The sequence below is a fragment of the Nocardia veterana NBRC 100344 genome, assembly GCF_000308855.1.
Lineage (GTDB): Bacteria > Actinomycetota > Actinomycetes > Mycobacteriales > Mycobacteriaceae > Nocardia > Nocardia veterana.
Genome location: NZ_BAGM01000052.1, coordinates 1 through 12201 on the forward strand (window position 1 = coordinate 1; position 12201 = coordinate 12201).

14 protein-coding genes are annotated in these 12201 nt (G+C 66.2%); 6 read left to right on the forward strand and 8 right to left on the reverse strand.

Annotated elements, in window-relative coordinates:
- The first annotated feature begins 29 nt into the window (after nt 1-29).
- Both ON37_RS31640 and ON37_RS30880 read left to right on the forward strand, forming a co-directional pair.
- Entirely contained in the window at nt 30-275 is a 246-nt protein-coding gene (locus ON37_RS31640; protein ID WP_083892819.1) for a helix-turn-helix transcriptional regulator, read from the forward strand.
- Entirely contained in the window at nt 239-733 is a 495-nt protein-coding gene (locus ON37_RS30880; protein ID WP_051031355.1) for a hypothetical protein, read from the forward strand. The genes ON37_RS31640 and ON37_RS30880 overlap by 37 nt, the downstream gene beginning before the upstream one ends.
- A 142-nt stretch (nt 734-875) precedes the next feature.
- Here ON37_RS30880 and ON37_RS08440 read toward each other — a convergent pair whose 3' ends face one another.
- The 6 genes from ON37_RS08440 to ON37_RS08465 form a co-directional block, all read right to left on the reverse strand.
- On the reverse strand, nt 876-1439 hold the full coding sequence (locus ON37_RS08440) for a DUF3558 family protein (RefSeq protein WP_040718271.1): 564 nt from the start codon (nt 1437-1439) through the stop codon (nt 876-878).
- Nucleotides 1436-1891, reverse strand: coding sequence for a hypothetical protein (locus ON37_RS08445; RefSeq protein WP_040718272.1), 456 nt, complete (start codon nt 1889-1891; stop codon nt 1436-1438). Before ON37_RS08445 ends, ON37_RS08440 begins: the two co-directional genes overlap by 4 nt.
- A gap of 56 nt (nt 1892-1947) precedes the next feature.
- The gene (locus ON37_RS08450) at nt 1948-3186 is read right to left on the reverse strand and encodes a hypothetical protein (RefSeq protein ID WP_040718274.1); all 1239 of its coding nucleotides are present in this window, start codon (nt 3184-3186) and stop codon (nt 1948-1950) included.
- A 28-nt stretch (nt 3187-3214) separates the two neighbouring features.
- Nucleotides 3215-4018 (reverse strand): DUF8017 domain-containing protein, encoded by an 804-nt coding sequence (locus ON37_RS32820; RefSeq protein ID WP_157171390.1) that lies wholly within the window; start codon nt 4016-4018, stop codon nt 3215-3217.
- 175 nt (nt 4019-4193) lie between these two features.
- Nucleotides 4194-5048 (reverse strand): immunity 49 family protein, encoded by an 855-nt coding sequence (locus tag ON37_RS08460; protein ID WP_040718275.1) that lies wholly within the window; start codon nt 5046-5048, stop codon nt 4194-4196.
- Nucleotides 5049-5190: 142 nt separating this feature from the next.
- Nucleotides 5191-6177, reverse strand: coding sequence for an AraC family transcriptional regulator (locus tag ON37_RS08465; protein WP_210741492.1), 987 nt, complete (start codon nt 6175-6177; stop codon nt 5191-5193).
- 100 nt (nt 6178-6277) lie between these two features.
- Between ON37_RS08465 and ON37_RS08470 the strand changes: the two genes are divergently transcribed.
- The 3 genes from ON37_RS08470 (at nt 6278) to ON37_RS32825 (ending at nt 7874) form a co-directional block, all read left to right on the forward strand.
- Entirely contained in the window at nt 6278-7279 is a 1002-nt protein-coding gene (locus ON37_RS08470; protein ID WP_040718277.1) for a zinc-dependent alcohol dehydrogenase family protein, read from the forward strand.
- A 19-nt stretch (nt 7280-7298) separates the two neighbouring features.
- Nucleotides 7299-7505, forward strand: a complete 207-nt coding sequence (locus ON37_RS08475; protein ID WP_040718278.1) for a hypothetical protein — start codon at nt 7299-7301, stop codon at nt 7503-7505.
- A gap of 72 nt (nt 7506-7577) precedes the next feature.
- Nucleotides 7578-7874 carry a hypothetical protein gene (locus tag ON37_RS32825; protein WP_157171391.1) on the forward strand — a complete coding sequence of 99 codons (297 nt, stop codon included), beginning with the start codon at nt 7578-7580 and terminating at the stop codon, nt 7872-7874.
- 26 nt (nt 7875-7900) lie between these two features.
- On the opposite strand, the gene ON37_RS08480 is transcribed toward ON37_RS32825, so the two are convergent.
- Both ON37_RS08480 and ON37_RS08485 read right to left on the reverse strand, forming a co-directional pair.
- The gene (locus ON37_RS08480) at nt 7901-9622 is read right to left on the reverse strand and encodes an ArnT family glycosyltransferase (protein ID WP_040718279.1); all 1722 of its coding nucleotides are present in this window, start codon (nt 9620-9622) and stop codon (nt 7901-7903) included.
- Nucleotides 9623-9808: 186 nt separating this feature from the next.
- The gene (locus tag ON37_RS08485) at nt 9809-10993 is read right to left on the reverse strand and encodes a citrate/2-methylcitrate synthase (protein ID WP_051031368.1); all 1185 of its coding nucleotides are present in this window, start codon (nt 10991-10993) and stop codon (nt 9809-9811) included.
- A gap of 55 nt (nt 10994-11048) precedes the next feature.
- On the opposite strand from ON37_RS08485, the gene ON37_RS08490 reads away from it, so the two are divergent.
- On the forward strand, nt 11049-12134 hold the full coding sequence (locus tag ON37_RS08490) for a DUF2332 domain-containing protein (protein WP_040718282.1): 1086 nt from the start codon (nt 11049-11051) through the stop codon (nt 12132-12134).
- The last annotated feature ends 67 nt before the right edge of the window (nt 12135-12201 follow it).

Below are 12201 nucleotides of genomic sequence, written 5' to 3' on the forward strand. Positions count from 1 at the left end.
AAATGTCAAAGATGCTCAACATTTGAGCCGTGGCCAGCGAGCATCCCGTACGTGTACGACGGCGCGAATGCCGGATGACTCAGGCGCAGTTGGCTTCCATCGTCGGCGTCAGCCGGCAAACCGTGATCTCGATCGAACAGGGCGATTACGCACCGAGCGTCTACCTCGCATTGCGGATCGCCCGGGCGCTGGGAACGACGGTCGAAGACATTTTCTGGACCGAGGATCTGGAGGGGACATGGCCAAAACCACTGCACTCGAAGACATCTTCCTAGCCCCCGACGACCCGGCTTGGGGCGACGAGCGCGCCCGCGAGGAGTTCTACCGCGGCTCGACGTTGGCGCTGTGCGCGACGATGTACGGCTGCTACGTGATCGCCATCATCGCCGCGGCAGTGGACGCCAAGCTGGTATCGCTACTGATCTTCATCCTGCCGAGCCTCACGAGCCTGCTGCTCCTGCGCTACTGCGCGCGGCGCGGCATCGACGTTCGGGCGCTGGTGAAAAACTTCCCCACCTGGCGCAAACGGATCGCATACGCTACGACGTACCCGTTGGTCGCCATCTGGTTGGCCGTATATCTATGGCGCGCAATGCCTTCCGATTCGCAGGGGCTCGTCGGCGCCGTCGTGGGCGGCCTGGTCGGGGGAGTGGCCGCATTCGTGGTCGGGAAACTCGTGCGGCGGCGCTCTGCCCTGCAGCAGGTTCCCGAAGACGACTGCTTCGATTGCTAGCGGGGTGATCACCAACGGCCCACTCGCATTGTTGCCCTCGGGCGGGCGGAGCGGGCCGATTGCCGGAAACCGAGGCCCAGGCCGCCTATCTCGATCGCGCTCGCGGATCGGGCTGTGTCGTGGTAACCGGCCGCGCCCGTGATCAACCCATCTGGTCCACCAACTCGGCGCTGATGCGCCGCACTTCCACGCACGGATCGCCGGGCGCCTGTTCACCGTCGCGCACGTAAGGAATACGTGCCATGAACCACACCATCCCATACGACATATCGGCAGCGATGTAGCAGCGCTCCCGCCGATCGGGATCGAGGCGGTCGGCGAAATCGGTGCCGGGCTTGCTCGCGACTGTCGTAGGCGCAACCGCGGTGTAGTCGCCGAACCGGGAATCCTTCCGGAATTCCGCGACCGTCATCGGGCCGACGTAGACGCCCGCGTCGTACCAACCGGCCCGGGATTTCCAGATGCAGCCTTTCCATCCGGCGAACTCGGAGCCGACCGGGTGGGTGATCCGGTCTGTGGTGATGAGGTCGGAGGCGGTGACCTTCTGCTCGGGCAGATCGCACGGATTCGGAAGTGCTCGTGTCGACTCCGTCGTCGAAGACGCTGTGGTCTCGGATGCGATACCGGGGGAGTCATCTGATCCGCACCCGGTCACCGTTCCGGTCAAGGCTGCGCCGAGGAGAAGTGCCAGTAATTGTCGTTTCATACGAGCCAGGACCTTTGTGTCGGGTATTCGTCGAAGTCGTCGGGCCAATCGCTGGGCCCCACGACGTTATCGTCTTTGGGCTGCGGACGGCGGGCCGATACGCCGGCCGGTACAGCTACCGGAGTGGCAGGTGGTGTCCAGTCCCACCTGAACGAAGGTGAGCTCTTCAACTCTGCGATCTCGGGTGGGACCGGCCGTGCGAGCAATTCTATTTGCTCCCACTGACATTCGCCCGCTCGGACGCGTTCGGCATAGTCCTTCAGGGCTGGCGAGGAGTTGGGCATGGCGGCCAATTCAGCCAGTAGCCCGCCGGTGACCGGAGTCGGCGTGCTCCACAACTGTTCGATATCCGTTCGCTCGGCGCGCAGGCTGGCGGTCTCCAGATCCGCAGCCGCATCGAATACCTTGCGGGCGGCGTTCTCCACACCCGGGTCCAGGTTGGGATCCAACACAAAGGCTCCTCTGGCTCATGGCTTTTCAGAATTCGCCGAACGGCGGGTCTCGTGAATCATGGGGCGTTCTCCCATGGCTGCGTGCCGGAGCCGATGTCGTAGCCGACTTTGGGACGATTCAGGGTGTCGCCGAACTGCGATATCATTCCGATGTCGTTCACCAGTGCGGCCTTCTCCGCTGCGTTGTCCACCTTGCTGGTGATGGGTTCCAGTTTCTGTTCGACCCACTGCTTTCCCTTGTCGGCCGGGTTCGACACGAACTCCAGAAATTGCTTCAGGCTGTTACGCAACGTCTCTATCTCTTGAATGATCGTTTTGACCAGATCGACGACATTCCAGATCTTCCGCGCGGCGTCGAGGACTTCGATTGCCGTTCCGATGAAAGGGATCTTTTTGACGACGAGCTTGAAAATATCCTTCGCGCCCCGGAATTCGATGAACGACTTGATGAACTCCTGTAGCTTCTGGCAAACCGTTCTCACGCCCTCGCGAATCTTGTCCGCCACCTCGTTGCAGACGTCGGAGACGACTCTGCCGACCGGGCCCTCCCACTTCATTGCGGAAATCTGCTTCCGCGCCCAGTCCTCGAATCCGATTGCCGCCTTACCGTCCCATTTGGGACCGATACGTCGTACCGCACTCTCGAGGTTGCTCCCGGATGTCTCCATTGCGTTACCGGCGACCTTGTAGGATTCGCCGATCCTGCGCAGCTCGTTCCAGTTTGCGGTCACCGGCGAGAGGATCGTCTCCAATATGTTCACCTCGTTACCGGCCATGCGGGTGACATTCTTGATCGAGTCGTTGACGTCGCCGACGATGCCGGTTGTTTCGGCAATGATATCGGCAAGCTCCGGTGGCGCCGCGGACGGAGGGTCGAGCTTCAGTTCCTCCGATTTCGGATATGAGACCGGATCCAGATAGGGTTTCACGAATCCCGGGTTCTCATGGTCGGATGCGACGCTGACCGGAACACCGTTCAAATCGACTGTCGCGGCGTTCAGCGCTTCGTAATTCTGGAGTTCCTGATTATGATAGAGCCATGCTGCACGGTTGAGCTCCCCGCTGGTCACCATCGTCTGGTTTGCAATATCTCCCATCCGGGACTTCGTCGCGTCGGCGGCGACCCGGAAGGGCACTGTCAACGGTTCCAATATCTTGCCACCGAAATTTCCGCCGTCCACGTTGCAGCACTTGCCGACGAAGATCGCGATGGTGTTTCCGTCATGAGCGATGTCTTTCACAGCGTTACTCAATCCGGCGATCTCGTGCGGGTCTGCAACCAGATGTTCGGTCACTGCTCGGATCCTCCTCGGTGACTAGCGATTATTCGGTTTTTCGAAACGACGAGATCACTTGCTCCACACGGTCTTTCGTGAGCGAGTGGGGGAGGTCGGTGTGGTGTTCGACGACCAGAAGCGCCACCTCTGCCGTGGCGTACCCCGGCGTGGCGACAACATCGAATTCCGCACGGCCCGGATCGCAGGAGTGTTTTCTAGGAATATCTGTGATGGTCGCGGTGTATCGAACTGCCGGACGCCCGTCGACTGCTGTGGTGACCGGGCCGGCAATGGTGACTCTGGGCGGGCTGCCCGAATCGGCGAAGATGCGCTCGGCTTTCCGAACTTCTTCGCGTGCAGCGGTTTCCGGATCCACTCCGTTGCGGCCTGTCATGCCCACCTGAGCGAGGGCCGAGCCCTCGGCATCGGGGCAGTAGCCGTAACCGTAATCGCTGACTGCACCGTAGGTGGCGATCCGGCCCTCGGCGTCGGACCAGCCACTGATCATCGTGTTCGATGGCCGCCACCCGTTGCCGTTGGGCACGGTGTAGGACAGTCCGAACTTGGTCGGGACTGACTGCGGCTGCCCTGGGGGTGCCGAAGCCATCGTCGGGGGAAAGTGCATCACCGGAAACCCCGGCGGAGGTTCAGCCGCCGCAGACAAGGGAGCGACGGGCGTCGGCAACCATGCCGACGCTGCACTTTTCGCGTCTGGTACGTCCGTGGCGAACGGGTTGCCGACCCAGGCTACAGCGTAGAGAAAGACGACCAAGCCCCCGATCGACAGGGTGATTTTGCCCAGCGGAGCGAGGATCCCAGCGCGGCGCAGACGCGTGAGGATCTGCTTCATCGGCCCCCCCTTTCGCTGTTGCAGGTTGCGTGAATTTGGACGTAACGGACAGGGTAGAGGTTCCCTGATTGTGACTGGCGACACAGTGTCGTGGGTTCCGGCGGGTGCGTCTATCTCGATCGGGCTCACGGATTGGCGATGGTCGTGGCAGAACTTAGCCCAAGCAGCGTGGGAGTTACCCCGACGTTCGAACCGTGTTGGTTCCGGTGAGCAGGTTGGCCGGAAGGTATTCCGACTGTACGTCGACCGACATCCCCGCCGACTGTGCGAGCACCGCGATGGCCAGCGGCGCCAGTGCGAGAAATCCGCTCGGGTCGCCGGAGCGGTTGGTGCCGGTCCAGTACTCGCGATGCCGTTCGAGAGCCTGCACCAGGGCAGCCCTGAACTTTTGGGGGTCGCGGCGCAGGACGTAGTAGAACATCTCGATCGGCGGGTAGATGAGGTTCAGCATCGCGTCCGGGGGTGTGAACCGCGCGGCGTCCGGGTCGGTTCCGTCCATGGCGGGCAGGAACATTTCCGGAGTGACTTCGCGGTGGGTGACGAAGGCTTGCAAGGTTTCGATCCACGGATACAGGTAGGCGTCGTGTTCGACGCCCGAGGCTCGCAGGATCTCCTCTGGGACGGTCGCCAGCTGCTGGATCGCCGCGTCGTCGCGGACGATGATCGCCAGCCACAGGGCGGTCGGCCATCGACCGGCGTGGGCGGAGTCGGAGGGGCCGGTGGCGGTGAATCGGACCGGCCGGCCGATGACCGCCTCGATCTCCTGTCCCTCGGCGCTGGTTGCCGCGGTGAATACGGTGGTGGCAGCCCGGGATGCGAGCCGGAGGGCATCCCACGTGGCCGGGTGGGCGGCGTCCGGATCGACCGCCGCGCGGTACTGGGCGAGCGTCAGTGCCCGGCGCAGCACGTTGTCCAGCGCACCGGTGTCCTTGGCGATGTAGTCGAGGTAGAAGTCCATTTGCGACGTCAGCGCCTCGATCTGCTTGCGCGCCGCGTCGGTGTCTACCTCGGGTCTCGAAACCGTTGTCACCGGTCCTATTCGACCAGGATGTCGCCGACGGTGTCCACGCGGTCGGGCTGTTCCTCGGCTCGACGGGCTGCCGAGGAACACCACGTGGAGGCTGAGCCCGAATCGTCTCGATGTAATGGTGGGAACCGACCGGGTGCCGGCGCTATCGAGCGGCGGTTGCAGACGGCGAATCGGCTCCGGTCGAGGAGTCGGTACCGCGGTCGGATGTCGCAGCCCGGTACCGCCCCGGCGCCAGCTCGTACTCCCGCTTGAACGCCTTCGCGAACGCGAATTCCGAGGTGTACCCGACCTTTTGGGCCACCGTCCGCAACGGTGTGTCGTCGGCGCGCAGCAGCCGGCCGGCGAGGGTCATGCGCCACCAGGTGAGGTAGGCGAGCGGGGAGCGGCCCACTGTGGCGGTGAAGCGGCGGGAGAAGGCGGCGCGGGACAGGCCGCCGAGGGCGCCGAGTTCTTCGACCGTCCAAGGCTTTTCGGGGTTGGTGTGGATGGCGCGCAGGGCGGCGGCGACGGGGCGGTCGGCCAGGGCGGCGGCCCAGCCGTTGCGTGGGGTGCCGTCGTCCTCGATGTCCATCCACCAGGCGCGCAGGATGTAGAGCAGCAGGGTGTCGAGCAGGGATGTGACGATGGCGGCCGAACCGGGCTGGTCCTCTTCCAGTTCGGTGCCGAGCAGTTCTACGGCAGCGCGCAGAGAGCGATGGGCGCCGACGCGGGGGCGCAAATGGACCACGTCGGGGAGGTCGGTGAGCAGAGGGTGGGCGCGGCGGCGGTCGAGTTGATATGCGCCGCAGAGCAATACCGTGACGGCGGCATCGGGTGCGTGCGGTTCGGGCACGAACGGCGGCCAGGATCCGTCGGGCAGGGGCGTCACGTCACGCAGGGGTGCCGCAGGGTCGCTGGCCAGGGCGTGGGCCTGGCCGTGTGGCAGGAAGGCGATATCGCCGGGACCGAGTGCGATCGGCTCGCCGTGCTCGGGGATCAGCCAGGCCGAACCTTCGAGTACGACGTGGAAACCGGTGCCGTCGGAGGCGGGGAAGCGGATGCCCCACGGGGCGGCGCGGTGTTGGCGGGAGGAGTGGGGGCGGCCGGTGCGCATGGTGGCGACCGCGTCGCTGAGAACATCCAGGCCCATATCCGAAGAGTAGCCGCGGTCGTTGTCGGAAGACGAACGGATATTTCCGCGAGACTTCGGCACATAGATCATCTCTCGGCTGGTACATAACGTCGATGGCATGACAACTGACACGATCACTGCGCGCACGGTCGTCTTCCATGAGCTCGGCGACCCCGGGGTCTTGACCATCGAGGATCTCGAGTTACGGGCGCCGGGACCACGGGAAGTGCTCATCCGCGTCGAGGCACTCGGGCTCAACCGTGCGGAAGCCCTGTTCCGGGCCGGTACCTACTACTACCTGCCCACGCTGCCGGGGTCTCGCCTCGGCTACGAAGCCTCCGGGGTGGTCGAGGCGATCGGCGCCGAGGTTACGGAATTCGCAGTGGGAGACGAGGTTTTGACCGGACCGAATATCGAGATGAGTTCGGCCGGGGTGTACGCCGAGCGGGTGGTGCTCCCGGTCGAATCCGTGGTGCCGCGGCCAGCCGGGCTCGACGCGGTGGCCGGTGCGGCGACCTGGCTGACCTATGCCACGGCCTACGGGGGTCTGATCGAAACGGGCGGGTTGCGTCCCGGCGACCATGTGTTGATCACCGCGGCCTCGAGTGGCGTGGGGCTCGCGGCCTTGCAGACCGCCGCGCGGATCGGGGCCATCCCGATCGCGGTGACCCGGACCGGTGCGAAGAGCCGGTACCTGCTCGACAACGGAGCCGCACACGTCATCGCCGCGGCGGATACCGATGTCGTGACGCAGACGCGGCGCATCACCGACGGCGCCGGCGCGCAGGTGATCTTCGACGCGGTCGGCGGTCCCGGTTTGGCCGAACTGAGCACTGCCGCAACGCATAACGGCACGGTCGTCGTGTACGGCTGGCTGGATCAACGGCCGATGGCCATGCCCATGAACTGGCCGCTTCGGATTCTCGGCTACGCCAATATGGAACTGTCGGCCACCGCAGCGGGCCGCCGGCGGATCAACCACTGGATCGCCTCCGGCATTCGCGACGGCGTATTCCGGCCGCACGTCGGCGCCGTATTCGACGGTCTGGACAGCATCCGTGATGCCCACCGGCTGATGGAATCCGCTACCCACACCGGCAAGATCGTCGTCAAGCTCTGAGCACGGGCATGATGATGCGATGACGGATGTGACGCGGTCCGGGCACCACGAGATATGGCTCGGACCCTCCGCGGCTGGGCAGGTACCGCGTGGCCACGTCGTGGCGATCCCGCTCGGCTGGGGGATCGAGCCGCGGATCGAATGGAATCGGGACGCGGTCGTCCTGCGGTTCGAGCCCGGCGGGGAGATTCGGGTACCCATGGCGATGGTGCTGGACCACCGATAGGTCGCCGCGGCTCCGCCTCGCGAATGCCGCACGCTCCGAACGGATATCGGGAATAATCGTCGAAGTCGTTGCGTGACAGGACATGCGGATGACGGGGGTGGCCCGTCGAGTCGTCTGGAAATCCACTGCAAGGTCGAGGGAAGTATCGTCGCGATCCGCACTCGTGACACCGCTCAATCGATTCTCCAGTATGTGGCGACGCTGGGATTCGTCTTGGCTTGGGCGGCAACGAGTGCGGGGGTGTACAGCCGCAGCGAGACCTGGCTGAAGGGTGCCTGCCTGAAGGCTCTGAAGTGGTGGGCCGGCATTTTCGTGCCGGTCGCCCTGCTCAATCTGGCCTTCACGGTGATGAACAAATCACCGGCGTGAGCGGGATCTGCGCCCGCCGCTCACTCTCAACCGTTCACCGTCTGGCCTGGTCGAAGTTCCGTCCCGCACTCACCGCCGGTCTTCTGGTAGTCGGTCAGGAGGTGGGGCAGGGTGTCACTGACATACCGCTGCAGTTGCTGTAGTTGCCCGTCGTCGCGGACGACGTCCTTGCGCACCCAGTCCTCGTCCGGGTTGGCGGTGTTCTGCGATTGCTGGATGCGGTAGTAGTCGCGGCTCATGCGCGGGTCGACGGTGAGGCCGTTGTTCATCCAGACGCCGTGGACGTGGACGAAGGTGGGTTGGACTTGCTCGAACACGTAGTCGGCGAGGGTGGTGTCGGCCTTGCCCGCGTAGATGTCGGCGATCTTCGCGTCGGTGAGTCCGGCCAGGTCGATCAGTCGGAGCCGTGAGGTGAGCGAACTGCCACCCATATCGGGGGCCAGCAGGCTGGCTTGCGGAAGTCCGAGAATGTCGGCGTAGCCGTTGACGTAGCGGCCGAATCGAATCGCGATCCAGCACATCGGCACATCCGAATCGGCGCGGTAGGCATCGGCCTCGTCCGCCAAGGCGACGCCGGAAGGGACCATTGCGGCAACCAGGATCGCCGCGACCAGCGCCCGGCCGCGAGCGCTCAGGATGGTCAGCACCTGCGCTGCCGCAATGGCGACGGTGATCGCCGCGAGCGCCCACACCGGGGTGGCGAACCGGAACTGGCCCATCCAGTCCGGCTGCAGGACGCAGTAGGCGATGGTCGCCAGTGCCAGCGGAACCAGCAGGGCGACCAGGCCGTCGCGGTGTTCGTGCCGGCCGGTCAGGGTGATCCCGATGACGGCGGCGACCACGACGACGGCCGGTGCGCCCACGTACTGGACCAGTTCCCCGGCCCTGGTCAGGTCGTGCACGGTCGGGGTCGCCTGATGTTTGGCCACCGCCGTATTCGCGACGAGGCGACCGAACTCGCCGATCCGCCACAGTAGGTACGAGCCGAACGGAATCGCGAACGCCGCAAGGGAATACAGCACCTGGCGAAGCGCTATGGGCCAGTCACCGCGGCGAAGCAGCAGTAGCGACACCAACGGGTAGGCGGTGACGTAGATGAGGCCGTCGGGGCGGGTCAATGCCGCGAAGGCCGCGATGATCCCCGTCGTCACCGCCACCGCCGGGGTCCACAGCCGTCCGTCCAGTACCGCCAGGAACAGGCGGACGGCGAGCACACAGGCGCTCAGCGCGAACAGTGAGTTCTCCAGTCCGGAGAAACACCAGATCACGAAGGACGGAATCGATGCCAGCACGACGCCGGCGCCGAAGGTGAGCAGCGCCGGCCACCGGGTCACCCGCCGGGCGGCCAGATAGGTGACGACCAGGATTCCGGCGCAACACAGCAGCGCGATCGCCTTCGGGTAGACGACGAAGTCGGGGAGGCCGAACAGTGCGCCCGAGTCGAACAGGCCGCACCACTTTCCCACCACCAGCACCGACAGCCAGGTGGGATTGGAGTATCCCTCGACCGGTTCCGCGCCCGGCTGTAGTACCGGACCCAGGCCGGCGGCGATGTTGCGCGCATACGCAAAGGTGATGGCGGAATCGTCCACCAGCCAATAGCCGTATTGCGCGGCCCGCCATATCAGCAACAGCAGTCCACCGGATATCGCGGCCGCCGCCGCCCACTTGGACCGGCGCCGGTCCTGCTGCGACCGTTCCGGCGGCGCGGCAGAAGCTTGCGGCCGCGCCGTCAGAAGCCCAACCATTCGTCAAAACCCACGTTCGAAAGATGGTGCCGAGAGACGTCCACGGCCGTGGCCGCCCCTCGCACATTTCCACAGCAAACGCTTGATCTTGAATCACCCGGCGGCAGCAGTCAATTCGGCCGTCACCGAGAGCGGGGAGTGCGAAACCTGTGTTCTGCGAACGCCGAGCTGACTCCTGCCCGGGCGTCATCGGCGCCGCGGCACCGAGCGCGGCCTGATCAGAGTCGCCGACGCGTACTCCTCCATCGCGTGGGCCAGCCAGCCGGCCGTCCGAGCGACGGCGAAGATGGTTTCGCCCGCGCCGGGGATCATGCCGAAGACGGTGGCGAGGACGGCAAGGCCGAAGTCGCTGTTGATCGCCGGGAGGCGGCGTCGCCGCAGTTCGGCCGAAACAGCGTCTGCCACAGCGAGTTTCGGGTGGTCGGGGGCGATGCGCCGGATCGTCCCGACGAGGTGGGTGCCGCGCGCGTCGCCGGAACGGTAGACCGAATGCCCGGCGCCGGGTATGCGCTCGCCGCGCCGCAGACGCTCGCCCACTGCCGCGGGCACGGCACCGGGGTCGGTGATCTCGGTGAGCATCCGTTCCACCGCCAGGGACGCGCCGCCGTGCCTGGGACCGCTGAGTACCCCCAGCCCGCACGTGACGACGGCATAGGGGTCGGCGTGCACCGAGGCGGCAACCCGGGCGGCGAAGGTCGAGGCCGCCAGCTCGTGGTCGGCCAGCAGAACCAGTGCGGCCGTGAGTATTCGGAGCTCGCGGTCGTCGCGGGGAGGGGTGGGCGACAGCCGTGACCACAAGGTGGCGGCGACGGATCGGCCCACCGGCGAGGACAGGCGGGGGAGGGCCTCGACCATCCCCGCGATCAGGGTGCGAGCGATGGCGGCGACGGCCGCGGGATCACGGTCGAAACGCAGTGGGTCGTGGACGGCCGAGCTGGTCACGATGAGCTGGAGCCGGTCCAGCGGCAGGAGGGCTTCGGACAGGCCGGACTGGGCGGCACGGGCGGCGGCGACCGCCTCCGCGCGCGCCTGCCAGGGGGCGCTGTCGGTGAGGTCGCCCCGCCACAGCCATTCGGCGACCGCCTCGAAGGTGTGCGAGGCCGCCAGTTCGACGGCATCGAGGCCCCGGAAGAACGGCCGGTCCGCACCCAGTTCCGTCACGGCGGAGGCGATGGCGATCTCCGTCGGAGCCGGTTTGCGGCGCGGCTTTCCGCGCCGGGCCAGCTCCTCGACCTCGGCCGGATCGAACAGGCTGCGCCGCCGGATCGGATCGTAGCGGCGCCGCAGCACGCCCCGGCTGACGTAGGCGTAGAGCGTCGCGGGCTTCACGCCGAGCCGCTCGGTGGCGGTGGTGCTGTCGATCCACTCCATCTGGTTGACCATAATCAATATTGATTACGCACGGGCCGGGGCGCACAGTTCGGGTATGGATCTGGTATCGCAATTCGACCTGCAGGCGAGGGCCTGCGACAAACTCGGCTCGCCGCTGTACGGGTCGCTGCTGCGAAACATTGCCGGGGATATCGCCGAGGGCGGGCCGTGCGCGACGGTGCTGGCGGGCTTCGAGGAGATGGCGTTCGCGTCCGCGCTACCGCTGCGCATGATGGCCGGCGTCCATGCGCTGGTGTTGTCCGGCGGCGCAGCGGATCTCGCGCCGTTCTATCCCAGCTCCGGGGTAGCGCTGCGACAATGTGATCCGGCCGAGGCGTGGATTCCCTTCCGGCAGGCGGTGCTCGATCGGCCGGAGTGGATTCGCGACTGGCTGGACCGGCCACCGCAGACCAACGAGGTGGGACGGGCGGTTCCGCTGCTGGCCGGGTTGCTGGCCGCTGTGGACGCGATGCCGATGCCGGTGCGGTTGCTGGAGTTGGGCGCCAGTGGCGGACTGAATCTGCGGGCCGACCAGTTCCGTTGGGACAGCGGCGATATCGGGTGGGGTCCGCCGGACTCACCGGTCCGGATCACCGATGCCTGGCGCGGGCCGGTGCCCGCGTGGCTCTCCGCGGCGGTGCGGCGCCACCCCCGCGTCACTCTCGTCGAGCGAGGTGGCTGTGATCCGACGCCGTTGGATCCGTTGTCGCCGCGCGATTCGCTCGCGCTGCGTTCGTACGTGTGGCCGGATCAGCGCGAGCGGGCGGCGCGGCTCGACGGTGCGCTGCGACTCGCGGAGCGGATACCGGTCGATATCGCCGTCACCGGGGCTCGCGACTTTCTCGCCGGTGTCGAACTCGAACGCGGCACCCTGACCGTCGTGTGGCACTCGGTGATGCGGCAATACGTCGGCGCCGAGGAATGGCGCGCGGTCACCGCCGAGCTGGATCGGTTGGCGGCGGCGTCGCGCCCCGATGCCGGTTTCGCCTGTGTCGCTTTCGAACCCCAGAACAGCTCCGATGACCGCAACGGTTTCCGGCTCACCGTCCGGCTCGGTGCCGGCGCCCCGGTCGTTCTCGCGCGGGCGATGCCGCACGGCGTACCGGCCTTCGCTTACCCGCTCGACGATCCGGCCCGATAGCCGGCCCTCTCGGGCTCGCCGTTCTCCTGCGCCTGGCGACCCATTTGGCTCAGCCGCAACGGATTCG

What these genes read in the sequence shown, in the direction of transcription:
- ON37_RS08490 (WP_040718282.1), top strand. Translation starts at nt 11,049, where the DNA reads ATGGATCTGGTATCGCAATTCGACCTGCAGGCGAGGGCCTGCGACAAA.
- ON37_RS08470 (WP_040718277.1), top strand. Translation starts at nt 6,278, where the DNA reads ATGACAACTGACACGATCACTGCGCGCACGGTCGTCTTCCATGAGCTC.
- ON37_RS08465 (WP_210741492.1), bottom strand. Translation starts at nt 6,177, where the DNA reads ATGGGCCTGGATGTTCTCAGCGACGCGGTCGCCACCATGCGCACCGGC.
- ON37_RS32820 (WP_157171390.1), bottom strand. Translation starts at nt 4,018, where the DNA reads ATGAAGCAGATCCTCACGCGTCTGCGCCGCGCTGGGATCCTCGCTCCG.
- ON37_RS08475 (WP_040718278.1), top strand. Translation starts at nt 7,299, where the DNA reads ATGACGGATGTGACGCGGTCCGGGCACCACGAGATATGGCTCGGACCC.
- ON37_RS08480 (WP_040718279.1), bottom strand. Translation starts at nt 9,622, where the DNA reads ATGGTTGGGCTTCTGACGGCGCGGCCGCAAGCTTCTGCCGCGCCGCCG.
- ON37_RS08485 (WP_051031368.1), bottom strand. Translation starts at nt 10,993, where the DNA reads ATGGAGTGGATCGACAGCACCACCGCCACCGAGCGGCTCGGCGTGAAG.
- ON37_RS30880 (WP_051031355.1), top strand. Translation starts at nt 239, where the DNA reads ATGGCCAAAACCACTGCACTCGAAGACATCTTCCTAGCCCCCGACGAC.
- ON37_RS08440 (WP_040718271.1), bottom strand. Translation starts at nt 1,439, where the DNA reads ATGAAACGACAATTACTGGCACTTCTCCTCGGCGCAGCCTTGACCGGA.